The following is a 24,612-nucleotide window of genomic DNA, read 5'->3' as shown; positions in this document are numbered from 1 at the left end:
CGGGTCGGGTGTTCGGGGTCAGGCGGTCTTCTGCGTCAGCGTGACGGTGAGGTCGCTGAGGTTGACCATTCCCGACATGGCGGCGTTGTTGCCGCCGGCGGTGTCGCCGTAGGGGAACGTGATGGTGACCGAGACGGTGACGTCCTGCGCGATGCCCGCGGCACCGGGGGTCACGGTGAAGGTCGGGCCGGCGCCGGTGATGCCCGTGCCGGTCGCGGTGAGGACGGCGTTCGCGCTGAGGTAGCTGGCGAGGGCCTGGTCGTTCGCGTCCGTCGCGTCGGCGGCGGCGATCGAGGCCGGGGTGAGACCCAGGGTCGCCGAGATGTTGTCGCCCTCTGCGGCGATCGACATCGTCTTCGTGTAGGTCAGGGTGTCGCCCGGGGCGATGGTGTAGCCGGCGAGCGAGATCGGCGTGCTCGAGCCGTTGGCCGTCCACACGCCGGCGGCGCCCGAGTCCTCGACGACGAGGTTTCCGGAGGAGATGCTCGTGCCCTGCGTGGTCGCCGACGCGTTCCACGTGGCGAACGTGCCCGCACCGCCGAGGAGGAGCGTGGCGCCGGCGGCGGCGGCGATGGTGGCCTTGACGATCTTCTTCATGATGTGGTCCTTTCGCGGCTCGGGGCCGCAGCGGTGGGGAGTTGTCTCTGCGCCGGCTGCCGATCTTTCGGGCTGCTCGTCGTGATGGTTCAAGCTTGAGACCGCTCCCACAACGAATCCGCCGGTGCCGCGTGAGCAAACCGCGAGGACTGTCCACCATCCGCGCCGCCGTCGATCGGCGAAGAGCGGACGTTCCTGAAGATCAGCGCAAGATCACCGCGAGGTTCACCGAGGAATCCCTCCGGGACAGCGTCGGACCGACCCCACCGGTCAGCGGGCAGGCTGCTCGGTGACCGTCAGCAGCACGACCCGTTCGGGGAACGAACCCGGCAGATGCAGTCCCGCCGTGGCCAGCATCCGGCCGCTCAGGACGACGCCCGCGCCGTCGGCGTACCAGGGCGGGTCGGCTCGTCCGGGGTCGGCGGTGCCGACGGTCACGGGAGCGACGCGGTACCGCTTGTCTGGGTCGAGGCCCGGCACCGTGAACCGACCGCGCGGCGACACCGTCGGGCGCGTCAGGAAGGCGACGAAGATCAGCGCGGCCGACCGGTCCGCTGCGATGGCGCCGGAGACCTGGAAGGCCGGATCGATCTCGTCGGCCCGCATCATGTCGCCCGCATGCAGAAGAGCGCGGTGCTCCTTGTAGAACCGGATCCACTCGACGAGGTCGGCGTTCTCTTGCGCGGTGGCCTGAGTGAGGTCCCACTCGATGCCGAAATGGCCGAACACGGCGGTGCCCGCTCGGAACGACAGGGCGTGCGCGCGACCGGTCGTGTGGTTCACCGCCGAGCCGATGTGCGAACCCAACAGCTCGGCCGGCATGAGCTGCATCGTCCACCGCATCATCTGCTGCCGTTCGAGCGGGTCGATGCAGTCGCTCACCCACACGCGGTCGGTGCGCTCGATGACGCCGAGGTCGACCCGGGCGCCGCCCGACGAGCACGACTCGATCTCGATGCCGGGGAAACGACGTTTCAGCTCATCCATGAGCCGGTAGGCGGCGAGGGTCTGCGCATGCACGCCCGCCTCACCGCCGGGCGCGGTGCCCGCGTCGATGAGATCGCGGTTGTGATCCCATTTGATGTAGGAGACGTCGTACTCGGTGAGGACGGCGGTCATCGCATCGAGCACGAACCGGTAGGCATCCGGGATGCCGAGATTGAGCACCTGCTGGTCGCGGCCACGGACCGGCAGTCGGCCCCCGGTCTGCATGATCCACTCCGGATGCTCGCGCGCGAGGTCACTGTCCTCGTTGACCATCTCGGGCTCGAACCACAGGCCGAACTGCATCCCGAGCGACGTCACCCGGTCGACGAGCTTGTGCAGCCCGCCCGGCCAGACACCCAGGTCGACGGTCCAATCCCCGAGCCCGCGGTGATCGTCGCGACGTCCCGTGAACCAGCCGTCGTCGAGGACGTAGCGCTCGACACCCAGCGCCGCGGCGCGCTCGGCGAGGTCGATGAGTCGGTCGGCGTCGTGGTCGAAGTAGACCGCCTCCCACACGTTGAGCGTGACCGGCCGCGGCGTGGCTGGGTGCGTGTCGCGGCTGCGCAGGAAGCGGTGGAAGCGGTGCGCCTGGTCGTCGAGCCCGTCGCCGTAGGCGCCGTAGAGCCACGGCGACCGGTAGGTCTCCTCCTCGGCGAGGCGCACCTCTCCGGGCAGCAGCAGCTCGCCGCCTCCGATGACCTGGGCTCCGGCCGACAACTGCTCGGCGTAGTGGCGGTGGTTGCCGCTGAAGCCGACGTGCACACCCCACACTTCGCCCGACTGGAACCCGAACCCGGGTGTGCCGACGCTCAGCACGGTCGCCGCGTCGGGCCCGGTCCGGCCCTTGCGCCCCTCGCGCTCGTGGATGCCCACGACGAGGTCGCGGCGCTGCGGCACGCGCTCGCGGCTCCACCGCCCGCTGAAATCGAGGATCTCGCGCGCGCGCACCGGAATCGGCAGCGCGAGCGTGACGTCGCCGACGGAGTACACGCCCGGGCCGACGTTGCGCAGTGTCGCACGGGCGCGCAGCAGGCCGCTGTCCAGCAGCTCGATCTCGAGCAGCACGTGCAGGCCGGCGATCGCATCGGTCGCCGCGACGGTGACGACGGCGGCACCCGTCTCGACGAGGCGCCCGTCTACCCGCGTCGCCTCCGCCGCAGCCCCGCGGACGGCGACGGTGTCCACGGCAAAGCGCGGCGACCAGTCGGCGCCGTCGCGATGCCCGACGACGCCCGGCTTGCCCTCCCAGCCGGCGTGATGCTCGGGAAGGATCGCGACGCGCACCGGCTGATCGACCACGTTGCCCGGCGTCGGCTCGACCGCGGCGAGGGCCAGAGCCTGCACCTCGGCCTCGCTCAGCGACCCGAGGCCGGCGCCCCAGTGGACGATCGCGGGCAGCCGCCCCTGCGTCGCATCGAGGACGACGCTGACGCCGCCCGCAGCCAGGTGCAGGTAGGCATCGGTGGGCACGGGAACCGGAATCGGCGCACTGTCGGGCATGAGTTCTCCTGGGTCGGGTGGCCTCCGCGCGGGTGGGGCTAGAGGGCCGTGAGGTGGAAGACGAGCGATCGCGCCTCGGCTCGAAGCAGCTCGTCGGGCCAGACGTCGGGACCGCAGGCCCGCGACCCGAGGCCGTTCTGCCCGGCATCCAGATACAGGTACGTCGCCTCCGAGGGCGGCAGCTCGTGCTGATGCGACGCTGCGTCGACCTGCTGCGCCGTATGACGCGCCAGGGTGAAGCCCGGGCGGCGCCCGGCACCATCCGCGTCGGCGTCGATCCGCAGCCAGCGCTCCCCCGCCGAGGCGAGCTCGAGCCGGCGCACCGCGGCCCGGTGACCGCTCTCCTGCGGGCGGGCGTACGGGAACGTCAGGTCCGCGGTGCGCGCCCGATACCGCCCGACGAGCGCACCGTGCCGCGAGTCCGGGTACGACTCACCGGGGCCGGTGCCGAACCACTCCGCTTCGTCGACGTCGGGGGCCAGATCGAACCGCACCCCGATCCTCGGCAGCACGAGGTCCCACCCCGTGGTGGGGAGGATGTCGATGCGCAGGGTCACGCCGTCCTCGCCGGCCTCCCACCGCTCGTCGAGCACCATCGCCTCCCGCGCGTCGGCGGCACCCCATCGGGTCCGGCGCCGGAAGGTCGAGCGGGTGCGGCGGACCTCGAGCGTGCGATGCCGCAGCCGGTCGAGGCCGGCCGCGCGCCAGAGCGCCGCGTACGACGGACCCGGCACGCCGAGCCCGCGTCCGACCATCGGATCGCTGACGTCGTAGCTGCCCAGGTGGGATCCCGCGTCGTTGTCGGTCGGTGCGCGCCACAGCTCCAAGCGCGGACCCGCCACCGATGCTTCCGCCAGCGCGGCCAGTCGCCCGTCCGTGAACCGCGCGGGCCCGAGCTCGAAGGTCTCGGCCGGGTCGAGCGCGCGGTCCGGGTCGCCCTCGGGGCGGGTTCGCCGCCGGCCGGATGCCGCTGGGCGCGGCGTCACGAGCGGGATCTGGTGCGCCGCCACGACATGCCCCGCCGCCGCCCACGACGTGCCGGCGGCGAGCGCCGCCGAGACCGTGAACCACACCTCACCGCCCCCGGCCGCGAGGGAGTCGACCGCGAGGGGCAGCCGCGCGATGACGGATGCGCCGGCGGGCACCGGCCCACCGTCGGCCGCGGTGACCTCCAGCGATCCCGAGAGGATCTCGATGCCGTCGCGTTCGACCCGCCAGGGGAAGGCGAGATCACCCGTGTGCGCCGAGTGGCGGGCGTTGCGCACCTCGACGACGACACCGTCTGCGCTGGCCCGGGCGGTGAAGCGCAGCGGAGCGGTCACCGCAGCGAACTCGACCAGCCCCGGGGTGGGGGCGCCGTCCGAGAGGACCATGCCGTCCATGCAGGAATGCGCGTCGTGCGGCGCCGTCTCGCCGAAGTCGCCGCCGTAGCCGAAGAACTCGACGCCGTCCGCCGTGGCGGTGCGGATGCCGTGATCGCGCCATTCCCAGACGAAGCCGCCGTGCAGCCGCGGATAGGCGTCGACGAGCTCCTCGTAGCGGTCGATCCCGCCCGGGCCGTTGCCCATCGCGTGCACGTACTCGCACAGCACGAACGGCTTGGTGCGCAGCCGCGCGGACTCGGCGCCCGAGGCATCCAGGAGCAGCGCCGTCGAGTCGCTGCCGATAGCGGTCACCTCGGCGATCGAGGGATACATCCGCGAGTAGACGTCGGTGTACGCGCCGGCGCGATCACCCTCATAGTGCACCGGGCGTTCGGGGTCGCGCTCGTGCACCCACGCCGACATGGCCGCGAGGTTCGCCCCGGTGCCCGACTCGTTGCCCAGCGACCACATGACGATGCTCGGGTGGTTCTTGTCGCGCTCGACCGTGCGCTGGATGCGATCGAGGAAGGTGGCGCGCCACCGCGGGTCTTCACTGGGGTTGTCGCGCCACTCGTCGACGCCCGACGAGAACATGTCGACGCCGTGATGGAACAGGTGCGTCTCGATGTCGCACTCGAGCATGACCCACAGCCCGTACTCGTCGGCCAGATCGAGCACCCGGGGGTGCGGCGGATAGTGGGCGGTGCGGATGGCGTTGACGTTGTGACGCTTCATCAGCTCGAAGTCGCGCCGGACGAACTCCTCGTCGAATCCCCGCCCGAGATCCGGATGCGTGTCGTGCCGGTTCATCCCGTGCAGGACGACCCGGCGCCCGTTCACCAGGAACCGGTCACCGACGATCTCGACGGTGCGGAATCCCACGCGCAGCGAAATCCGCTCGGCCCCGCCGGCGCTGGTGACCGTCGCGTCGTAGAGCCGGGGGCTCTCGGCCGTCCACGGCTCGACGACGGCGACCGCGATCGCGGCGACATCCGATGCTCGCTCCCACTCGACCGAGACCCCCAGGTCGGGAACCTCGAGCCGTACCGGGAACGACGCCGCAGATGCGACCAGCTCGGTGTCGAGCGTGCCGCGACCGGTGAAGTGGTCGAACCCGGCGCGGACCCACACGTCCTCGATGCCGCCGACGGGTCTGGCCTGCAGCGTGACATCGCGGAAGATCCCGGGCAGCCACCACTGGTCCTGGTCCTCGACGTACGTGGAGGCCGACCACTGGTGCACGCGGACGGCGATGGTGTTCTCGCCCGCGCGCACCGCGGCGGTGACGTCGAACTCCTGCGCCAGCCGCGACCCGGTGCCGACACCGATCTCGGCGCCGTTGATCCACACGCGGTAGCGCGACTCGACCCCGTCGAAGCGCAGCACGACGGCCTCGTACGCATCGGCGTCGAGCCAATGCGCGGGCAGCGAGAACACGCGGCGGTGGTCGCCGGTCGGGTTCTCGTCGGGAGCGAACGGCGGGTCCTGCGGGAACGGCAGCGAGACATTCGTGTACAGCGGCGTGCCGCACCGGCCGCCGCCGTGGAGCACCCAGTGGCTCGGCACCGGAAGGAGGTCCCATCCGGCGTCGTCGTAGTCGGGCGCCGACATCGCATCGGGCGCCTCACCCGCGGGGAGCACCGCGGCGCTGCCGGGAACGCCCGGGGCTCCCGCGAGCAGGCGGAACCGCCAGTCTCCGGCGAGCGTCAGCGTCGGGGCATCCGAGTGCAGCCACGACCGCGGCGCGCGGCGGAGTCCCCGCCCCGGCCCGATGTCGTGCAGGTAGTGATCCGTGTCGCTCATCCCCGCCCCCGTCACGCGACGGGACGCGGCGACCGGAAGCGCAGCGTCACCAGCTCGAAGGGCCGCAGCACGAGGTCGACCGCACGAGCGGACACGGAGGACATGGCTGTGCTCGACACCGGTCGCTCGAGCAGGTCGGTGGTCTCGACTGCATCCCACTCGATCGTCGTGGTCAGGGCCGCGGTGGCACGGTCGCCGTGCGCCTCGTACAGCCGCACCACGAGGTCGCCGCTGCCGTCCTCGGCGAGCTTCACCGCTTCGACGACGACGGCCGGATGGGACACCGCGATCATCGACGGCACCGCGGTGCCGCGCGTCACCCGCGGCGGCAGGCTCTGCCGATAGCCGTCGACGACCGCTTCCGGGATGCCGCCGGGGCGCAGGCACACCGTGAAGGTGTGATGCCCCTGGTCCGCCCCGGGATCGGGGTACTTCGGGGCTCGCAGCAGCGACAAGCGCGCCATCACCATGGGCTGCCCCGAGGGCGCGTGGAGCGTCCGGATGTCGTGGCCGTAGACGACGTCGTTCGCGATCGCGACGCCCCACGAGGGCTCGCCGACCTGCACCCATCGGTGTGCGACGGTCTCGAAGCGCGCCGAATCCCACGACGTGTTGCGGTGGATCGCGCGGTGCAGGTGCCCGAACTGGATCTCCGACGCCGCACGGTCGGCCCGCAGGTCGAGCGGGAAGAGCAGCTTGAGCAGCTTCTGCGATTCGTGCCAGTCGATGTCGAACGCGAGGTCGACCCGCCCGGCGCGGACGCGGATCCGCACCTCGATCGACGAGGCTCCGAACTCGTGCCGGATCGCGACGGCGTCGCCGTCCATGCGCACCGAGACGGGCTCGAGCAGCGCGCGCCCCGACCGCTGGTCCTCCTCGTTGATGTCCCAGGCATCCCACTCGCGCGGGGTGTCTCGCAGCACGTGCAGCACGCCGCCCGGCATCCCGTCGGGAAGCACCTCGCGGTCGGCCACGAGGTCGCGGACCGAGACGAATGCCCCGCGACGGTCGACGACGACGCGCAGAGCGTCGTCCTCCAGGACGAACACGTCGTCGCGGCTCGCGGGCACGGCGACACGCGGCTCGAGGGCCGGCCCGATCGACATCGCGGCGACACCGCCCTGCGCGTAGGGACCGGCGTTCGCGCTCAGCGGGGTCTCGCCCTCGCCCGCCAGCGCGGCGAGCGAGGCAGCGATGATGTCCTCGAGCACCGCGGCGACGCGAGCGTACGAGGCCTCCGCCTCCTGATGCACCCACGCGATGGACGTGCCCGGAAGGATGTCGTGGAACTGCAGCAGCAGCACCGTGCGCCATGCCTCCTGCAACCGGGCCGCAGGGTAGTCCACACCGCGCAGGACGGCAGCGGTCGCCGCCCACAGCTCGGCCTGGCGCAGCAGGGCTTCGCTGTGACGGTTGCCCCGTTTCGTCTTCTGCTGCGACACCAGCGTGCCGCGGTGCAGCTCGAGATACATCTCGCCGACCCACACGGGCGGCGCGGCCAGCTCGGCCTCGGCCGCCACGAAGAACGAGTGCGGGTCGCCGAGCGCCACGCGCGGCGACCCTTCGAGGTCGCGCTTGCGCGCGGCCTGCGCGAGCATCTCTCGTGTAGGTCCGCCCCCGCCGTCGCCCCAGCCGAACAGCCCCAGCACCTCGCGGGCGGCACCCTTCTCGCTGAAGACGCGCTCGGTGCGGGCCAGGTCGTCGGCGCCGAGGTCGGAGTTGTAGGTCTCGGCCGGGGGGAGGTGGGTGAACAGGCGCGACCCGTCGATGCCCTCCCAGTGGAAGGTCGAGTACGGGATGCGGTTGGTCTCGTTCCACGAGGGCTTCTGCGTCACGAAGTAGCGCGCTCCCGCGGCGCGGGCGATCTGCGGCAGGGCGGCGCTGTACCCGAACGAGTCCGGCAGCCACACCTCCTCGCTGTCGACGCCGAACTCGTCACGGAAGAACGTCTTGCCCTGCACGAACTGACGCACGAGCGCTTCGCCGCTCGGCATGTTCGTGTCGGACTCGACCCACATGCCGCCGACGGGACGGAAGCGTCCCGCCGCCACCGCAGCGCGCACCCGCTCGAACAGCTCGGGCTGGCTCTCCTTGAGCCACAGGTACTGCTGGGCCGACGATGCCGCGAAGACGAAGTCGGGGTCGCGTTCGATGAGATCGACGACGTTCGCGAAGGTGCGGGCGACCTTGCGCACGGTCTCGCGCGTCGGCCAGAGCCAGGCCGAGTCGATGTGCGCGTGGCCGACCGCCGTCACCCGCAGCGCGCTGCCCGGCGCGGTCATCGCGAGGGCGGGTGCGAGGGCGTCGCGGCCGCGCTGCGCCGTGCCCGAGATGTCGTCGGGGTCCATGAGGTCGACCATGCGCTCCAGCGCGTGCACGATGTCGGCGCGGCGAGCGGTGTCGGGGGGCAGCGTGGCGACGAGGCCGTCGAGGGCCAGGACGTCCTGCAGCAGCTCCCACACGACCACATCGCGGCGGGCGACCTCGAGTCGGACGACCCGGTAGTGCGCCTCGTCGCCGGCGGTCGCGGGATCGCCGAGCGTCGTCGGTTCGTACTCGTAGGGCACCTGGATCGTCGGGTTCGCCGCCGCCTCGAGCAGCAGCCGGAACGGGCCCGGCTGAGCGAGGGGGACCCACGCGTTCCGAGGCTCGATCGCCTTCACGATGGTGCCGTCCGGACGGTAGGCCGTCGCTTCGGCCTGGAAGCCCGGCTGCTCGTCGACGAAACCCAGGTCGACGAGCAGCTCGGTCTCGTCGACCGGCCACTCCGCGGGCACCTCCCCGCGCACGTCGAACCACACGGTGTCCCACGGCCGCCCCCACGGAGTGCCCAACAAGACCGGCGCGAACTCCTGCTCCACCGCCGTCGCGAACGGCACGGGCTCGCCGTTCACCTGCCACGCCGTGATGTCGACCGGCCGCGCCTCGCGATAGACCGCGGGTGCGATGCGGAAGCGGGTGAATCGACGCACCCGCTGCATCGCGAGGGTCTCGGCGTCGAGCCGTACGCGCCCGTTCGGATTCTGCTCCTGCGTCATTCCGCGTTCTCTCGCGGCTCGATGAGCTCGCGCGTGTAGTAGTCGACGAGGCCGTCGGGCGATCCCAGCACGGGACGGTCGAACTGGCCGGGAAGGTACATCGGCGTCACGAGGTACGACTCGCGCTCGCGCTCCGAGTGCGCCCACTTCACGCCGTTCGCGATCACGCGCTGCACATCGGGGTGGTGGTAGACGGGATAGATCTCGTCGCCGGGGCTGAAGTAGAACACCTTGCCGTACCCGCGGCGGTAGGTGATGCCGCTGCGGAACACCTCGCCGCCCGAGAAGCTGCTGATGAAGATCAGTTCGTCGGGTTCGGGGATGTCGAAGAACTCGCCGTACATCTCCTGCCCCGGGATGACGAGCGGCTGCGGCACGCCCTCAGCGATCGGATGCCGCGGCGAGACCGTCCACACGAGCTCGCGGTCGCTGCCGTCGTTGCGCCAGCGCAGGCTGCACGTCGTCCCCATGAGGCGACGGAAGATCTTCGAGTGGTGGCCCGAATGCAGCACGATGATGCCCATGCCCTCGAGCACGTGCTTCTGGATGCGGTCGACGACCTCGTCGGTCACCTCCTCGTGCGCGGTGTGCCCCCACCACAGCAGCACGTCGGTCTCGGCGAGCAGGTCCTCGGTCATGCCGTGCTCGGCGTCGTCGAGCACGCGGGTGGTCACGGTGACCTCGTCGCCCAGCAGCGCGGTGATGCCGCCCGCGATCGTGCTGTGCATCCCCTCGGGGTAGATCCCGCGGACAACCTCGTTGATCTGCTCGTGGCGATTCTCACCCCAGACGACGACGCGGATGGCTTTCTTCGGTGTGGCGGACGTGGTCATCGGGCGCCTCCTGACGCGATCGCTGCCCGGGACGATCCCCAGGCGGGTGTGGTGATGCCGTCGGCGGCGCTGGACCACGAGAGCAGCAGCTCGCGGATGTCGGCGCGCTGCTCGTCGGCGATCGCCTGGGCGAGCGACTCCTCCAGCAGCTCGGCGAGAACGACCTTCTCGCCGCCGCGTTCGCTGCTGCGGATCGCCCCTTCGACCATGGCGAGGGTGAGGACGTTCGTCCGCACCTCGTTCTGCGGGGTCGCACCCGAGCGCAGCGACGCGACGAACTCCTCGAGTGAGCCCTCGATGCCCTCACTCGCCGGCGTCACCTCGACGGCGGCACCGGCGGCGTCGGATTCGACGACGTCGTCGCCGTCCCAGTGCGCCGCGCCCCGCTCGGCGTAGACGTGCCAGTCGCCGTTCCACGAGGTCTGCAGTCCCGGGGTCGCCCGGCTGCCCTGATAGACGAACCGCGCACCGGAGCTCAGCTCGAACGTGGCGGTGGCCGCCGCGTGGCCGGCGAACCAGCTCCATGACGGGTTCCACGAGTCGCAGCGCACGCTGATCGGCTCGTCGTCGGTGAGGTAGCGCAGCATGTCGAAGTGATGCACCGACATGTCGACCAGCAGCGGATGGGCCATCTGCTCGCGGAAGCCCGGCTCGTGGTCCTCGTGGAAGAACTGCGCGTGCACGACGCCGAGCGGGCCGAGGTCGCCGGCCACGCCGCGGAACGCGGCCAGGTGGTCGAAGTAGCGCCGCGACTGGCTCACCATGAGCAGTTGCCCGGTCAGGTCGGCCAGCGCCACCTGGCGCAGCGCCTCGGCGACGGTCGGGGCCAGCGGCTTCTCGCAGAGCACCGGGTACCCGGCGCGCATCGCCTCTTCGTTCACGACACGGTGCGCCTGCGGCACGGTCACATTGATCACCGCCCGGGCGCCCGACGCCGCCGCGACCTCGCTGAGCGACGACCCGACGACGACATCGAGGCCGATCCCCGCGACGGTCGCCCGCGCCAGGTCGACGTCGAGGTCGACGACACCGACCGTCTCGGCGTGCGGCGAGCGCGCCAGCATCCGCAGCCACTCGCCGCCCATCGCGCCGGCACCGACGACGACCACGGGCAGCCGTTCCTGATCAGGCATCCCCGTCATCCCTTCAACGCTCCACCGAGGCTCGACTTCAGCAGGTTCTTGCGCACGAGCATGTAGAGCACGGCGGGAGGCAGCACGTAGACGACCGCACTGGCCGCGAGCAGGCCCCAGTCGACCACGTTCCGCTCGCTGAACGCCCGGAACAGGCCGATGGCGAGCGGGTAGAGGTCCTGGTCCTGCAACAGCACGAGCGGGGTCAGGAAGTCGCCCCACGATCCCATGAACATCAGCATCGCCGCGGCGCCGAGCCCCGGTCCGATGAGCGGCAGCACGATGCGCCGCGCCGCCTGCAGGCGCGTGTTGCCGTCGGTCCACGCGGCCTCTTCGAGCTCGATCGGAACGGCGTCGATCGTGCCCTTCATCAGCCACAGCGTGACCGGCAGGCCGCTCACCGCCTGGACGATGATCAGCCCGTGCAAGGTGTTCGCGAGTCCGAGGTTGACCATGATCAGGTACAGCGCGACGATCGTCGCCGGCGCCGGGATGACGCGGATCAGCAGGATGCTGAACATGAAGAAGCGTCGCCCGCGGAACGCGAACCGCGAGAGCGCGTAGCCGCCCGCGATCCCGAGCACCAGGTTCAGCGCGGTGGACGCGATGGCGATGATGAGGCTGTTCATCAGCAGCAGCGGCGTGCCCGAGGCGGTGAAGAAGCGCACGAAGTTCTCGAACGAGAAGGTGGGCAGCTGCACGGTCGCGCCGGCGTTCGCGTCGACGGAGCTGAACACGACCCAGGCGAACGGGACGAGGCAGAAGAGGGCGAGCAGCACGATCAGCGCGTAGCCGATGACCCGCTGGGCGAGGTCGACGGGCCGCAGATGGCGCCGGCGCGCGACCAGCACGGGCGGGGCGGATGCCGCGGGGCGGCTCTGGACGACGGTCATGTCATACCTCGATCTTCGCCAGGCGGACGTAGGTCAGGCCCAGCACGACCACGATGATGAGCAGGATGATCGACGCGGCGCTGCCGATGCCGATCTGCGAGAACTGCAGCGCCCGCTCGTAGATGTAGATCGCGGCCAGGCGGGTCTGCCCGCCGGGGCCGCCGCGCGTCAGGAAGTAGACGAGTCCGAACACACCGACGGTGCTGATGGTCGTCAGGAGCAGGTAGAGGAACACCGGGCCGCGGATGAGCGGCAGCGTGACGTGGCGGAACACCTGCAGGGCGCTCGCGCCGTCCACCCGCGCGGCCTCGATCAGCTCGGCCGGCACGTCCTCGAGAGCGGCCTGGAACATGATCATGGCGAAAGCGAGCCCGCGCCAGATGTTCACGAGGATGATGGCGAGCATCGGCGCGCTCTGCAGCCAGGCCGTCGGCTCAGCGCCGAACAGGCCGGTCAGCCGGTTCAGCGTGCCCTCGGTGCTCGTGGCCAGCACGCTCGCCCAGGTGAGCGAGGCGACGACCTCGGGCACGACCATCGGCATGAGCAGGGCGGCGCCGAAGAAGCCCTTGCCGCGGATCCACGGCCGGCTGAGCAGGACCGCCGCGACCATGCCGAGCACGGTCTGCCCCACGATCGCCGACCAGAACAGGAAGGTGCCGGTCTGCCCGAGCGAGCTGAGGAAGTCGCTGCTCGCGAGCAGGTACGTGTAGTTGTCGAGCCCGACGAACTTCGGGTCTCGCGCGGCGAAGCCGGTCAACTGCGTGTTCGTGAGGCTCAGCCAGATGCCGTAGACGGCCGGCAGCACGATGAACAGGAAGATGAGCACGGCCGAGGGGCCGAGCAGCAGCAGGACCAGCGGTCCGGTCCGGGCACGCCGGCGCCGCGGCGCAGGCGGCCGGACGGCCGTCTGCACCGCGGCGGGAACGTCGGCGATCGACGTCATTCCTTCACCAGGGAGGGTCCGAGCAACTCGGTGGCATCCTTCACGAACGCCTCGTAGGCCTGCTGCCCGTCGGCCGAGCCGCTGAGGATGAGCTCGGTGGCGGTGGCGACCGCCTGGCTGATCTGGTCCGCGCCGTCGCCGGTCACGACGAACACGCTGTTGGACAGATCCTCGCCGGCCTGCAGCAGCTGCGGCTCACCGGAGTACGGCGCCACGTCGTCGAGGTCATCGCGAGCCGATGCGGCACCCGACGCCACGAGCTGCTCGGCGAGGGGCTTGCCGCTCGAGAGGTACTTGATGAACTCGAACGCGGCTTCCTTGTGCTCGGAGTCCTCCGAGATGGCGTAGCCGCCACCGGTGCTGCTCCAGCCGTAAGGCTCGTCGCCGTCACGCAGACCCGGCCACTGCCAGGTCGACACCTTCTCGGTCAGACCCTCGATCGGCGTCGCGCCGTCGGGGCCCCAGTCGAACTTCCAGCCCCACGTGCCCTGCGCGGCAACCTGGATGTCGCCCTCGGGGAACTTCACGTACTTCGTCGGCTCCCACGGGTTCGGGTTCTGCAGGTCCTGAACCGGCATCAGACCCTTCTCGACGAGGTCGGCGTAGAGCTCGAACACCGCGAGCCATCCGGGGCTCTCGAGGTCCCAGGTCGCGGTCTCGCTGTCGTAGTAGCCCGTGTCGGTGCCGCCGAGCAGGGGCTGGAAGCCCTCGCCCCACGTGCCGCCGCCCCACGCCGTGCCGGCCGGGATGACGATCGGGGTGTCGCCCGTCGCTTCCTTGACCTGCTCGAGGCGACCGATGAGGTCATCCCACGTCTCGGGCTGCGAGGTGTCGACGCCGACCTGCTCGAGGATGTCCTTGCGGTAGAACAGGTTCAGCACGCCGGCACCCGAGGGCAGGCTGTAGATCTGACCGTCCTGGCGGGTCATGGCCTCTTTGACGGCCGGGTAGTAGTGGCTCCAGCCATCCCAGTCCTCGAGGTACTCGTCGAGCGGCGCGAGGTAGCCGGCGGACGACCATGCGATGGCCATGTTCTCGCCGATGTCGAGGACGTCGGGCGCCTGACCCGCGATGAGCTGCTGCGTGAGCTTGGTCTTCAGCTGCTCGTCGGTGAGGAGGTCGGGGATCAACTCGACCGTGATGTCCTTGCCCTGCTCCTTCATCGCCGCTTCGAAGCCCGGGATCTCCTTCGAGATCGCGTCGATGTTGGTCTGCTTGCTCTCCAGGATGGTGATCGTCACGGGACCGTCGGTACCGTCACCGCCCGTGCTTTCTCCGGCGGAGCAGCCGGTGAGTCCCGCCGCGGTGACCACGGTGGCCGTGAACGCAGCGATGACATACTTGCGCTTCATTGCGATGCCTCTCCTGGACTCACCCCGTCGGCTGCTTTGCCGATCTGTCGGGTCATCCGTTCTGAATGTTAGGACATTCAAAACGGGCTCGTCAATCATTCCCGGCGATTTTGTATTAACATGACATAGGAGAGATTTGTCAGGTCGGCGAGGAGTGGGACGCATGCTCGAGGGGGAACAGCCGGTCGTCCTGCCGGCCGAACAGCTGCTGCACCCCTCGACACAGGCCTCCCCGCTGTGGATCCGACTTTCTCGCGGCCTCGAGGGCGCGATCGCGTCCGGAGCCCTCGTCCCGGGTGCCCGCCTCGAGAACGAGGTGTCCATGAGCGAACGCCTGTCGCTCTCGCGCCCGACGGTGCGGCGGGCCATCCAGGAACTCGTCGACAAGGGCCTGCTCGTGCGTCGTCGCGGCGTCGGCACGCAGGTCGTGCACGGCTCGGTCGCGCGGCAGATCGATCTGACGAGCCTCCACGACGACCTCGAGCGGTCGGGGCGCGTCCCTTCGACGCGCGTCCTCGATGTCACCTTCGCCCGCGTCGGCTCCGAGATCGCCACCCAGCTGGGCGTCGATCCCGCCTCGCGCGTCCTCAAGATCCGCCGGGTGCGATACGCGGATGCCGTGCCGATCGCGGTGCTCGAGAACTATCTGCCCGAGGCGTTCGCCGACATCACGGCCGAGAGGCTCGCAGAGGTGGGCCTGTACTCCGAACTGCGAGAGCGCGGCGTGACGCTGCGGGTCGCGCGCCAGCGGATCGGCGCGCGGCGGGCGAGCGTCGACGAGGGCCTGCTGCTCGACATCGGGCGGGGCGCCCCCGTGCTCACGATGGACCGCACCGCCTACGACGCCGACGGTGCCGCCGTCGAGTACGGGCACCACTGCTACCGGCCCGATCTGTACGGCTTCGAGATGACCCTCGTCGATCGGTGAGGAATCCCATGTCGGCGACTCTCCAGGACGTGGCGGCTCTCGCCGGCGTCTCCATCAAGACGGTGTCGAACGTCGTGCGCGAGTATCAGCACGTCCGGCCGTCCACCCGGGCCCGCGTGCAGGCCGCCATCGACGAGCTCGGCTACGTGCCGCACAGCCTCGCGCGCCGCCTGGCCACCGGCAGGACGGGCATGATCGCGTTCGCGCTCCCGGCGATCGAGACGCCGTACTTCGCCGAACTGGCCGCCGTCGTCTCGACCGAGATCGGAGGGTTCGACTACCGCCTGCTCATCGAACAGACCGCGGGCAGCCTCGACGACGAACGGGCGGTGCTGCGCGGCCGCGAGCAGGGGCTGATCGATGGACTCATCTTCCAGCCGACGGTGCTCGACGCCGAGGCCATCGAGCACCTCCGCGGCTCGACCCCCCTCGTCCTGCTCGGCGAGATCGCCGCGCCGCCCACGGTCGATCACGTGATGGTCGACAACATCGCCGCCGCGCGCGCCGCGACCTTCCACCTGCTGCATTCCGGGCGCACCCGCATCGCCTTCCTGGGCCACGTGCCCGCGGGCGGACACGCCACCGCCGGGCTGCGAGCGCAGGGCTACGTCTCGGCGCTCGAGGAGTTCGGCGCTCACCGCGACGACGACCTCCTCATCCCGATGGCCGGCTTCGGCGCCTTCGCCGCCGAGGCGGCCGTCATCGACGCGCTCGAGGCGGGCCGACGCTTCGACGGACTCGTGTGCTTCGACGACCTCGCGGCGATCGGCGCGATGAAGGCGTTGGCGCGGTCGGGTCGGATCGTTCCCGACGACGTCGGCGTGGTCGGGTGGGACGACATCCTCATGTCGCAGTTCACCAGCCCGGGTCTGACGACGGTGCGCCCCGACAAGGCGGCGTTGACCCGCACGGCGTTCCGCATGCTGCGCGAGCGCATGGACGGCGCCGACCAGCCCGGTCGGCATGAACTCGTCGGCTTCGATCTCGTCGTCCGGGGCAGCACGGCGAGCTGATTTGCAGCGCTGGAAAAACTAAGCCACAGTGTTCCGCATGGAACCACTGACAGCGTTCGCATCCGACCTCGCGGGCACGTACCCGCGCCCGCAGCTGCGCCGCACGGACTGGCGCAGCCTCGACGGCGAGTGGCGCTGCGCCTACGACGACTCCGAGGTCGGCGCCCGGGAGGGGTGGTTCCGCACCGGCGACTTCGCCCAGCGGATCGTCGTGCCCTACCCGCCGGAGTCGCCGCTGTCCGGCATCGGCGACACGTCGTACCACCCCGTCGTCTGGTACGCCCGCACGCTCTCCGCGGCCGAGGTCGCGCGGGACGACGCCGATGCGCGCATCCTGCTCCAGTTCGGCGCCGTCGACTACGCGGCGACCGTGTGGGTGAACGGCAGCATGGTCGCGACCCACGCCGGCGGTCACTCGCCGTTCACGGCCGACATCACCGACTACCTCGCCGAGGGCGGCGACGACCTCGTGGTGGTCCGCGCGATCGATCGCCCGCTCGACATCGGGCAGCCGCGCGGCAAGCAGGAATGGCTCACCGAGCCGCATTCGATCTGGTACCACCGCACGACCGGCATCTGGCAGCCGGTCTGGATCGAGCAGGTGCCGGCGACCCACGTCACTGAACTCGCGTGGCGTACCACCCGTGGCACCGACAGCGTCGTCCTCGAGGTGCTCTGCAACCGGCCGCTCGGCGACGACGCCCGCATCGACGTGCGGTTGAGCTACGAGGGCGCGCCGCTCGGACACGTTTCCGCGGCCTGGCCCGCCTCGGGCGCTCCGATCATCGACATCCCCCTGCGCGACCAGCGCAACGGTCAGCACTACGAGAACCTCACCTGGACCCCCGAGAACCCCCGCCTGATCGACGCCGTCGTCACGGTGACCGACGGCGACTCCGTCGACGCCGTCGCGTCGTACCTCGGCCTGCGCACCGTCGGCACCGCCGCCGGTCGCTTCCTGCTCAACGACCGGCCGTACTTCGTCCGGTCGGTGCTCGAGCAGGGGTTCTGGCCCGAGTCGCACCTCGCCGCACCCAGCGCGGACGCGCTGCGCGCGGAGGTCCAGCTGATCAAGGACATGGGCTTCAACGCCGCCCGCATCCACCAGAAGGCCGAGGACCCCCGCTTCCTCTACTGGGCCGACCGGCTGGGTCTGCTGCTGTGGGGCGAGGCGCCGGCCGCCTACGAGTTCACCCCCAGCGCGATGACCGACCTCACGCGTGAATGGGTGGAGCTCGTACGCCGGGATCGCTCGCACCCCTCGATCGTGACGTGGGTTCCCCTCAACGAGAGCTGGGGCGTGCGCGACATCCTCACGGACGCCCCACAGCGTGCCTTCTCGCGCGGGATCGCCGACCTCACCCGCGCGCTCGACCCCACCCGCCCCGTGGTCTCCAACGACGGATGGGAGCACACCCAGTCCGACATCCTCACGGTCCATGACTACGACGGCGACCCGGAGACCTTCGCGCAGCGCTACGCCGACCACGCGGCGCTCGCGACGCTCTTCGCGGGCTACGGACCCTCGCATCGGATGATGATGGCCGAAGGCGAGGCCGACACGGTCAACCTCCCCGTCATGGTGAGCGAGTTCGGCGGCATCAAGTACGAGGCGCAGGCGTCGGCGCCCGCGTGGGGCTACTCGACGAGCGCGACGACGGAAGAGCTCGAGGCCCACCTGCGCGGACTGTTCGGCGCACTGCTCGACAGCACCGTGCTCTCGGGCTTCTGCTACACCCAGATCACCGACACGATGCAGGAGGCGAACGGTCTCGCCTTCGAGAACCGGGTGCCCAAGCTCCCCCTCGAGGTGCTGCGGTCCATCATCTCCGGCGAATCGCGCTCGAAGCCGTGAACCGGCGCGGGTCGGGGTCGCGCTGACCCCGACCCGCGGCAGCCGGAGCGGCGGCGCTCAGCCCAGAAGCGGCCGCTGCCGGCGGCGCGCGAGCTCGTATTCGGCGCGGGCGCGGACGGTCGACTCGAGGGTCGCGTGCGCGGCGACCGGCACGTCCCACCAGCCGTCGCCGTCGGGCGCGTAGCGCAGTGGGTCGGCGTCGACATGGATCAGCGTCGTGGTCGACGACGCCTTCGCCGCACGCACAGCGGCATCCAGCTCCGCGGCCGCATCGGGACCGGGGGCCACCTCGATGACGTCGACACCGTACGACCGCGCATTCGCGGCGAGATCGATCGGCACGTACGGCGCGGCGGCGGTGTCGGGCGCCGACGCATCGGCCATGCGATAGGCCGTTCCGAACCGGTCCGAGCCCACCGTCTCGGACAGGTGTCCGATCGAGGCGTACCCGTGGTTCTGCACCAGGATGACGATGATCTTGAGCCCTTCCGCCACCGCGGTGACGAGCTCGGTGTGCAGCATCAGGTACGAACCGTCCCCGACCATGACCAGCACGTCGCGGTCGGGGGCGCCGCGTCGCACGCCCAGGCCGCCGGCGATCTCGTAGCCCATCGTCGAGAAGGCGTACTCGACGTGATAGCCGAGCGCGTCGCGCACCCGCCACAGCTTGTGCAGATCGCCCGGCAGCGACCCTGCCGCCTGCACGAGGACATCCGTGGGGTCGCTCGCGGCGTTCACCGCGCCGATGATCTCGGCCTGGCCGAGCAGCGGTGCTCCCGTGGGCGCGAGTGCGGTCTCGACGACGGCATCCCACGCAGCCTTCTCCGTCGCGATGCGGTCCGCGTACTCCGCTTCGACGGTATAGCCCGCGAGAGCGTCGGCGAGAGCGTCGAGGGTGCGACGCGCGTCGGCCACGACCGGCAGCTGACTGCCGTGCTTGTACGCATCGAAGGCGGCGACGTTGATGTTGACGAAGCGCACGCCCGCGTTCTGGAACGCGCTGCGGCTCGCCGTGGTGAAGTCGCTGTACCGCGTGCCGATGCCGATGACGACGTCGGCCTCGGCCGCGATGCGGTTCGATGCCGTCGACCCGGTCGCACCCACACCGCCGAGGTACCGCGGGTGGTCCCAGACGAGGGAGCCGACGCCCGCCTGGGTCGCCCCGACGGGGATGCCGGTCTGCTCGACGAGCCTGCGGAGCGATCGCTCCGCGCCGGAATAGAGCACGCCTCCCCCGGCCACGATGAACGGCGACTGCGCGCCGCGGATCGCGGCGACCGCCCGCGCGAGCTCTTCGGGTTCGGGCAGCGGCCGACGCACGTGCCACTCGCGCGGCTGCAGGAACTCGACGGGGACGTCGATCGCCTCGGCCTGCACGTCCTCGGGCAGCGCGATGGTCACCGCACCCGTCTCGGCGGGGTCGGTCAGCACGCGCATGGCGGCGAGGGCGATCGAGAAGAGCTGCTCGGGTCGTTGCACGCGGTCGAAGAAACGCGAGACCGGCCGGAAGGCGTCGGTGACCTGCAGGCCCGTGTCATGCGGGTGCTCGAGCTGCTGGAGGACCGGATCGGCGACCCGCGTCGCGAAGGTGTCGGCCGGCAGCAGCAGCACGGGCAGCCGGTTCGCGGTCGCGAGGGCGGCCCCGGTGAGCATGTTGGCGGCGCCGGGACCCACCGAAGCGGCCGCGGCGAACGTGGCGCGGCGTCGGTGCATCCGGGCGTAGCCGACGGCCTGGTGCACCATCGCCTGCTCGTTGCGCGCCTGGTGGTAGGGCATGAGGCCCGGCTGCTCGGTCTGCAGCTGCAGGAGCGCCTGCCCGATGCCGGCGACGTTGCCGTGGCCGAAGATGCCGAACGTCCCCGCGATGGTGCGCTCCCGGATGTCGCCGTCGACGGTCCATTGGTTCGCGAGGAAGGTCATGAGCGCTTGCGCGACCGTCATCCTCTGCGTGCGCGGGGTGCCGGACGGCGAGGTGGCAGGGTCGGGGATCATGCGGAGGTCTCCTTGGCCGGATACGGCAGGCGGGTGTCGGGGGCCTGGGCGTCCCACGACGAGCGGACCCACGCGTGGGCGGGGTCGTCGGTGATGCGCCAGGCGCGTTCGGTGCCCGGCCCCGCCATGACGTTGAGGTAGTAGAGGTCGTAGCCGGGGGCGGCCACGGCGGGCCCGTGGTAGCCGTAGGGCACGAGGGCGATGTCGCCGGTCTCGACGCGGGCGGATGTGTCGATGGGTCGCACGTCCGACGCGTAGGCCGCGAACATGCCGAACGGACGCACGCCGGCGGGGGCGTCCGCACCGCGTGCCGCAGCGGACTCGAAGTAGTAGATCTCCTCGAGCTCGCTCTCGTGCGCGGTCTGCACGTCGTGCTTGTGCGGCGGATACGACGACCAGTTCTCGGCGGGGGTGATGACCTCGCACACGATGAGCTTCTGCGCGGCGAGCGCGGCGGCCACCCCCGGAACCCCGAAGTTGTGCACCTGGCGCGTCGACCGGCCGGCGCCGCGGATCTCGACCGCGACGTCATCCCGGCTCAGGTAGGAGCCCGGCAGCGATGCGGTCGCCGGCGCCTCGGCGATGGCGACGCGTCCCGTCCCGGCGATGCGGAGCGGCGTGCCGACGCCGACGTAGCACGCGTCGGTCGGCCCATCGAAGACGGAGGCCCGCCCCGCGAGCTGCCACCGGTCGGCGCCCGCGCTGACCGCGAACGAGCCCGCGAGAGGCACGACCATGCGCTCGACCGGGCCCGCCGGCAGCTGGAGTTCACCGTCGAGCTCGGCCACCCGCAGGCCCGTGTGCGCCCAACCGGGCACGGCGTCGCCGACGACGCTCTGCCACGGCCCCTCGGCCAGGGTGCCTCGGGGGAACAGCCACGCGTTCGTCGTCATCTCGAGAGGTCCTCGTCGGTCAGTTCTGGGGGAAGCCCAGGTCGACGCCGCCGTGGCTGGGGTCGAGCCAACGGGCGGTGACGGCCTTCTGCTGCGTGAAGAACTTCACTCCCTCGGCGCCGTGCGCCTTCGTGTCGCCGAACAGCGAGTGGCCCCACCCGCCGAACGAGAAGGTCGCGACCGGCACCGGGATCGGCACGTTGACACCGATCATGCCGACCTGCACCTCGTTCTGGAACCGCCGCGCGGCTCCGCCGTCGTTGGTGAAGATCGCGGTGCCGTTGCCGAACTCGCCCGCGTTGATCAGGGCGACGCCCTCCTCATACGACGCCACGCGGACGACCGAGAGCACCGGACCGAAGATCTCCTCGGTGTACACGCGAGACGAGGTGGGCACCCGGTCGATGAGGGTCGGGCCGAGCCAGAAGCCGTCCGGGTCGCCGTCGGGGCGCACGTCGCGGCCGTCGACCACCACATCCGCGCCGTCGGCGAGAGCGATGTCGATGTACGAGGCGACCTTGTCGCGGTGCTGTCTCGTCACCAGCGGCCCCATGTCGCACGAGCGGCGACCGTCGCCGATGGTGAGGCCGGCGATGCGCTGCGCCACCCGGGCGATGAGGGCGTCGGCCACGGGCTCCACGGCGACCACGACCGAGATCGCCATGCACCGCTCGCCCGCCGACCCGAAGCCGGCGTTGACGGCCGAGTCGGCGACGAGGTCGAGATCGGCGTCGGGCAGCACCAGCATGTGGTTCTTCGCCCCGCCGAGGGCTTGCACGCGCTTGCCGTGCTTCGCCGCGGTCTCGTAGATGTATTGGGCGATCGGGGTCGACCCGACGAACGAGATCGACCGGACCTCGGGGTGCTCGAGCAGCCCGTCGACGGCGACCTTGTCGCCCTGCAGCACGTTGAACACGCCGTCGGGCAGGCCCGCCTCGCGGAAGAGCTCGCCGATCCAGACCGCCGCCGACGGGTCCTTCTCGCTCGGCTTGAGTACGACGGTGTTCCCCGCCGCGATGGCGATCGGGAAGAACCACATCGGCACCATCGCGGGGAAGTTGAACGGCGAGATCACGCCGACGACGCCGAGGGGCTGCCGCAGCGAGTAGACGTCGACGCCGGTCGACACGTTCTCGGAGAACTCGCCCTTGAGGTGGTGGGCGAGCCCGGTGGCGAACTCGACGACCTCCTGGCCCCGGCTGATCTCGCCGAGCGCGTCCGACAGCACCTTCCCGTGCTCGGAGGTGATGATCTCGGCGAGCTCGCCCTTGCGGGCGTCGAGCAGCTCACGGAAGCGGAACATGACCGCCTGTCGGCGAGCGAGCGACAGATCGCGCCAGGCGGGGAAGGCGGCGGTCGCCGCAGCGACCGCCGCGGCGACGTCGGCGTCGTCGGCCAACGCGACGCGCTTGGTCACCGCGCCGCGCGCCGGGTCGAAGACCTCTGCGGTGCGCGTCGACGACCCGCGGACGGCGGCGCCGGCGATCCAGTGGGGGACGACGTCGAGGGTGTCGGGGTGGGCGTCGGTGGCGCTGGTGTCCACCGTCTCGGTCGTGGTCGTCATGGTCTCTCCTTCGAAGTCTTCACGGATGCTGCACGACGGCGCCCTGGTGGACGAGCCCCGCGGCGATGTCGACGGCGGCGACGACGTCGTCGTCGTTCGGGTAGAGCAGCGTGCGTCCGACCACGAGTCCGCGCATGCCCGGCAGCGCGAGAGCGTCCTGCCAGGACGCGAACGTCTCGTCCTGACCGGTGGCCGGGTCTCCCCCGAGCAGCAGGGTGGGCAGCGTGGATGCCTCGGCGACCCGTTCCATCTCGGGGACGACGGGCAGCTTCAGCCAGCTGTACGCCGACGTGTTGCCGAGTCCGGTGGCGATGGCGACCGATTTGATCACCGCGTCGGCGGTCAGGTCGCTGCAGACCCGGCCCCCCTCGCGGTAGCTCATGAACGGCTCGAGCATGATCGGGATGCGCGCATGGGCGGCCGCGGTCACCGCGGCGGCGCTGGCCTCGAGCGTCGGCGCCGTCGCCGGATCGTCGAGGTTGATGCGCACGAGGAGCTTGCCGAGGTCGATCCCGTCGCGGGCCAGACCCGGCACGTCGTACGCGGTGAAGCGGTCGTCCATCTCGAAGGCCGCGCCCTGCAGCCCGCCGCGGTTCATCGACCCGACGACGATCTTGCCGTCGAGCGCGCCCAGCAGGGCCAGGTCCTCGATGACGTCGGGGGTGCCGAGCACACCGTCGACGCCGGGTCGCCCCAGCGCCACGACGAGACGTTCGAGCAGCTCGACGCGGCTCGCCATGGCGGTCTTGCGTCCCCCGACGCCGAGCGCACCGCGTGCCGGGTGATCGGCCGCGACGATGAACAGCCGCCCGTCGCCGTCGAGCAGCGACCGCCGCGACCGGGCGCGCATCGCCTGCACGACGCGACCGGGTTCTTCCGCGCGGATGCGGCGCAGCTCGTCGAGGTCAAACATGCGCCGCCGCCTCGGCTACGAGCCGCTCGACCTCTGCGGCGTCGGGCATGGCGGTGGAGCACTCCCGCCGGCCGGCGACGATCGCGCCGGCGGCGTTCGCCCACCGCACCGTCTGCTCGAGGTCCCACCCGGCGAGCAGGCCGTGGCACAGCGCACCGCCGAACGCGTCGCCCGCCCCCAGGCCGTTGACGACGTCCACGGCGAACGGCGCCACCTCGACGCGCGTGTCGCGGGTCTTCGCGAGCACGCCCTTCGGCCCCTGCTTCACGATCGCCAGCTCGACACCGCGGTCCAGAAGAGCGTCGGCGGCGCGGTCGGGGTCGGTCTCGCCGACCGCGATCTCGCACTCCTCGCCATTGCCGACCGCGACGGTCACATGGTCGAGCGCGAGCGAGACCTGCGCGCGGGCCTCGTCCGCTCCGCCCCAGAACATGGGCCGGTAGTCCAGGTCGAGCACCGTCAGCGGCCGCCGTCCGCGAGCCCGCCACGCCGCGAAGTGGGCGGAGCGACTCGGCTCGCGACTGAGGCCGGTGACGGTGGACCAGTAGAGGCGGGCATTGCGCACCGCGTCGAGGTCGAGCTCGTCGGGGGCGATCACGAGGTCGGGCGCGATCGGATCGCGGTAGAAGTAGAGCGGGAAGTGGTCGGGCGGGAAGATCTCGCAGAAGGTGACCGGGGTGTTCAGGTGCGCGACGACCCCGACGAAGCGGTCGGACACCCCGAGACGCTGCAGCTCGCGGCTGACGTAGCGCCCGAACGGGTCGGCACCCGTGCGGCTGATGAGCGCGGCGCTGCGGCCGTAGCGCGCCGCGGCCACCGCGACATTGGCCGCGGAGCCCCCGAGATACTTGCCGAAGGTGGACACGTCCTCCAGCCCGACGCCGTCCTGCAGCGGATAGAGATCCACGCCCGCGCGGCCGATGGCGAGGACGTCGAGCGGTGCGGGGACAGCGGGGGGACTCATGTCGGGGGCGATCCTCTTCGATCGGACAGGACGGAACGAGCGACGAT

Annotated in this window: 17 protein-coding genes; 3 read left to right on the top strand and 14 right to left on the bottom strand. The window is 71.0% G+C overall.

Going from position 1 to position 24,612, the window contains the following annotated elements; translation table 11 throughout:
* Positions 1–18: 18 nt before the first annotated feature.
* The 9 genes from PUW82_RS02380 to PUW82_RS02340 form a co-directional block, all read right to left on the bottom strand.
* Positions 19–597 carry an alternate-type signal peptide domain-containing protein gene (locus PUW82_RS02380; RefSeq protein WP_274220737.1) on the bottom strand — a complete coding sequence of 193 codons (579 nt, stop codon included), beginning with the start codon at positions 595–597 and terminating at the stop codon, positions 19–21.
* 270 nt (positions 598–867) lie between these two features.
* Entirely contained in the window at positions 868–3,084 is a 2,217-nt protein-coding gene (locus PUW82_RS02375; protein WP_274220736.1) for an alpha-galactosidase, read from the bottom strand.
* 38 nt (positions 3,085–3,122) lie between these two features.
* A complete protein-coding gene (locus PUW82_RS02370; RefSeq protein ID WP_274220735.1) occupies positions 3,123–6,251 on the bottom strand; it encodes a glycoside hydrolase family 2 TIM barrel-domain containing protein in 3,129 nt (1,042 codons plus the stop codon).
* 11 nt (positions 6,252–6,262) lie between these two features.
* Positions 6,263–9,289 carry an alpha-mannosidase gene (locus PUW82_RS02365; protein ID WP_274220734.1) on the bottom strand — a complete coding sequence of 1,009 codons (3,027 nt, stop codon included), beginning with the start codon at positions 9,287–9,289 and terminating at the stop codon, positions 6,263–6,265.
* Complete coding sequence (locus PUW82_RS02360) at positions 9,286–10,122, bottom strand: ThuA domain-containing protein (RefSeq protein ID WP_274220733.1); 837 nt, start codon at positions 10,120–10,122, stop codon at positions 9,286–9,288. The genes PUW82_RS02365 and PUW82_RS02360 overlap by 4 nt, the downstream gene beginning before the upstream one ends.
* Positions 10,119–11,255 (bottom strand): Gfo/Idh/MocA family protein, encoded by a 1,137-nt coding sequence (locus PUW82_RS02355; protein ID WP_274220732.1) that lies wholly within the window; start codon positions 11,253–11,255, stop codon positions 10,119–10,121. The genes PUW82_RS02360 and PUW82_RS02355 overlap by 4 nt, the downstream gene beginning before the upstream one ends.
* 5 nt (positions 11,256–11,260) lie before the next feature.
* On the bottom strand, positions 11,261–12,148 hold the full coding sequence (locus PUW82_RS02350) for a carbohydrate ABC transporter permease (protein ID WP_274220731.1): 888 nt from the start codon (positions 12,146–12,148) through the stop codon (positions 11,261–11,263).
* Position 12,149: 1 nt separating this feature from the next.
* Positions 12,150–13,091 carry a carbohydrate ABC transporter permease gene (locus PUW82_RS02345; protein WP_274220730.1) on the bottom strand — a complete coding sequence of 314 codons (942 nt, stop codon included), beginning with the start codon at positions 13,089–13,091 and terminating at the stop codon, positions 12,150–12,152.
* Positions 13,088–14,443: an ABC transporter substrate-binding protein gene (locus PUW82_RS02340; protein ID WP_274220729.1), complete on the bottom strand. Its 1,356-nt coding sequence runs from the start codon at positions 14,441–14,443 to the stop codon at positions 13,088–13,090. Before PUW82_RS02340 ends, PUW82_RS02345 begins: the two co-directional genes overlap by 4 nt.
* A 163-nt stretch (positions 14,444–14,606) precedes the next feature.
* Between PUW82_RS02340 and PUW82_RS02335 the strand changes: the two genes are divergently transcribed.
* From PUW82_RS02335 to PUW82_RS02325, 3 genes are read left to right on the top strand one after another with little or no spacing between them, the layout of a single operon-like run.
* A complete protein-coding gene (locus PUW82_RS02335; protein WP_274220728.1) occupies positions 14,607–15,371 on the top strand; it encodes a GntR family transcriptional regulator in 765 nt (254 codons plus the stop codon).
* 8 nt (positions 15,372–15,379) lie between these two features.
* Entirely contained in the window at positions 15,380–16,384 is a 1,005-nt protein-coding gene (locus tag PUW82_RS02330; protein ID WP_274220727.1) for a LacI family DNA-binding transcriptional regulator, read from the top strand.
* A gap of 37 nt (positions 16,385–16,421) precedes the next feature.
* Positions 16,422–18,239 carry a glycoside hydrolase family 2 protein gene (locus PUW82_RS02325; protein WP_274220726.1) on the top strand — a complete coding sequence of 606 codons (1,818 nt, stop codon included), beginning with the start codon at positions 16,422–16,424 and terminating at the stop codon, positions 18,237–18,239.
* A 57-nt stretch (positions 18,240–18,296) separates the two neighbouring features.
* Here the strand turns inward: PUW82_RS02325 and iolD are convergent, their stop codons facing one another.
* Genes iolD through iolC form a run of 5 tightly spaced genes read right to left on the bottom strand, consistent with a single transcriptional unit; the run spans position 18,297 to position 24,565 of the window.
* Positions 18,297–20,231 (bottom strand): 3D-(3,5/4)-trihydroxycyclohexane-1,2-dione acylhydrolase (decyclizing), encoded by a 1,935-nt coding sequence (gene iolD / locus PUW82_RS02320; RefSeq protein WP_274220725.1) that lies wholly within the window; start codon positions 20,229–20,231, stop codon positions 18,297–18,299.
* Positions 20,228–21,124 carry a 5-deoxy-glucuronate isomerase gene (gene iolB / locus PUW82_RS02315; RefSeq protein ID WP_274220724.1) on the bottom strand — a complete coding sequence of 299 codons (897 nt, stop codon included), beginning with the start codon at positions 21,122–21,124 and terminating at the stop codon, positions 20,228–20,230. The genes iolD and iolB overlap by 4 nt, the downstream gene beginning before the upstream one ends.
* Positions 21,125–21,143: 19 nt before the next feature.
* On the bottom strand, positions 21,144–22,688 hold the full coding sequence (locus tag PUW82_RS02310; RefSeq protein WP_274220723.1) for a CoA-acylating methylmalonate-semialdehyde dehydrogenase: 1,545 nt from the start codon (positions 22,686–22,688) through the stop codon (positions 21,144–21,146).
* A 19-nt stretch (positions 22,689–22,707) separates the two neighbouring features.
* Complete coding sequence (locus PUW82_RS02305) at positions 22,708–23,601, bottom strand: Cgl0159 family (beta/alpha)8-fold protein (protein ID WP_274220722.1); 894 nt, start codon at positions 23,599–23,601, stop codon at positions 22,708–22,710.
* Positions 23,594–24,565: a 5-dehydro-2-deoxygluconokinase gene (gene iolC / locus PUW82_RS02300; RefSeq protein ID WP_274220721.1), complete on the bottom strand. Its 972-nt coding sequence runs from the start codon at positions 24,563–24,565 to the stop codon at positions 23,594–23,596. Before iolC ends, PUW82_RS02305 begins: the two co-directional genes overlap by 8 nt.
* Positions 24,566–24,612 lie beyond the last annotated feature (47 nt).

It is taken from the genome of Microbacterium thalli, from assembly GCF_028737325.1.
Classification (GTDB): Bacteria; Actinomycetota; Actinomycetes; order Actinomycetales; family Microbacteriaceae; genus Microbacterium; species Microbacterium thalli.
The sequence above is the reverse complement of the archived record's forward strand: the minus strand, read 5'-3'. Positions and strand labels throughout refer to the sequence as shown.

Excerpts from the sequence above, each read along its gene's own strand:
- PUW82_RS02380 (WP_274220737.1), bottom strand. The coding sequence starts at position 597 with ATGAAGAAGATCGTCAAGGCCACCATCGCCGCCGCCGCCGGCGCCACG.
- PUW82_RS02375 (WP_274220736.1), bottom strand. The coding sequence starts at position 3,084 with ATGCCCGACAGTGCGCCGATTCCGGTTCCCGTGCCCACCGATGCCTAC.
- PUW82_RS02370 (WP_274220735.1), bottom strand. The coding sequence starts at position 6,251 with ATGAGCGACACGGATCACTACCTGCACGACATCGGGCCGGGGCGGGGA.
- PUW82_RS02365 (WP_274220734.1), bottom strand. The coding sequence starts at position 9,289 with ATGACGCAGGAGCAGAATCCGAACGGGCGCGTACGGCTCGACGCCGAG.
- PUW82_RS02360 (WP_274220733.1), bottom strand. The coding sequence starts at position 10,122 with ATGACCACGTCCGCCACACCGAAGAAAGCCATCCGCGTCGTCGTCTGG.
- PUW82_RS02355 (WP_274220732.1), bottom strand. The coding sequence starts at position 11,255 with ATGCCTGATCAGGAACGGCTGCCCGTGGTCGTCGTCGGTGCCGGCGCG.
- PUW82_RS02350 (WP_274220731.1), bottom strand. The coding sequence starts at position 12,148 with ATGACCGTCGTCCAGAGCCGCCCCGCGGCATCCGCCCCGCCCGTGCTG.
- PUW82_RS02345 (WP_274220730.1), bottom strand. The coding sequence starts at position 13,091 with ATGACGTCGATCGCCGACGTTCCCGCCGCGGTGCAGACGGCCGTCCGG.
- PUW82_RS02340 (WP_274220729.1), bottom strand. The coding sequence starts at position 14,443 with ATGAAGCGCAAGTATGTCATCGCTGCGTTCACGGCCACCGTGGTCACC.
- PUW82_RS02335 (WP_274220728.1), top strand. The coding sequence starts at position 14,607 with ATGCTCGAGGGGGAACAGCCGGTCGTCCTGCCGGCCGAACAGCTGCTG.
- PUW82_RS02330 (WP_274220727.1), top strand. The coding sequence starts at position 15,380 with ATGTCGGCGACTCTCCAGGACGTGGCGGCTCTCGCCGGCGTCTCCATC.
- PUW82_RS02325 (WP_274220726.1), top strand. The coding sequence starts at position 16,422 with ATGGAACCACTGACAGCGTTCGCATCCGACCTCGCGGGCACGTACCCG.
- iolD (WP_274220725.1), bottom strand. The coding sequence starts at position 20,231 with ATGATCCCCGACCCTGCCACCTCGCCGTCCGGCACCCCGCGCACGCAG.
- iolB (WP_274220724.1), bottom strand. The coding sequence starts at position 21,124 with ATGACGACGAACGCGTGGCTGTTCCCCCGAGGCACCCTGGCCGAGGGG.
- PUW82_RS02310 (WP_274220723.1), bottom strand. The coding sequence starts at position 22,688 with ATGACGACCACGACCGAGACGGTGGACACCAGCGCCACCGACGCCCAC.
- PUW82_RS02305 (WP_274220722.1), bottom strand. The coding sequence starts at position 23,601 with ATGTTTGACCTCGACGAGCTGCGCCGCATCCGCGCGGAAGAACCCGGT.
- iolC (WP_274220721.1), bottom strand. The coding sequence starts at position 24,565 with ATGAGTCCCCCCGCTGTCCCCGCACCGCTCGACGTCCTCGCCATCGGC.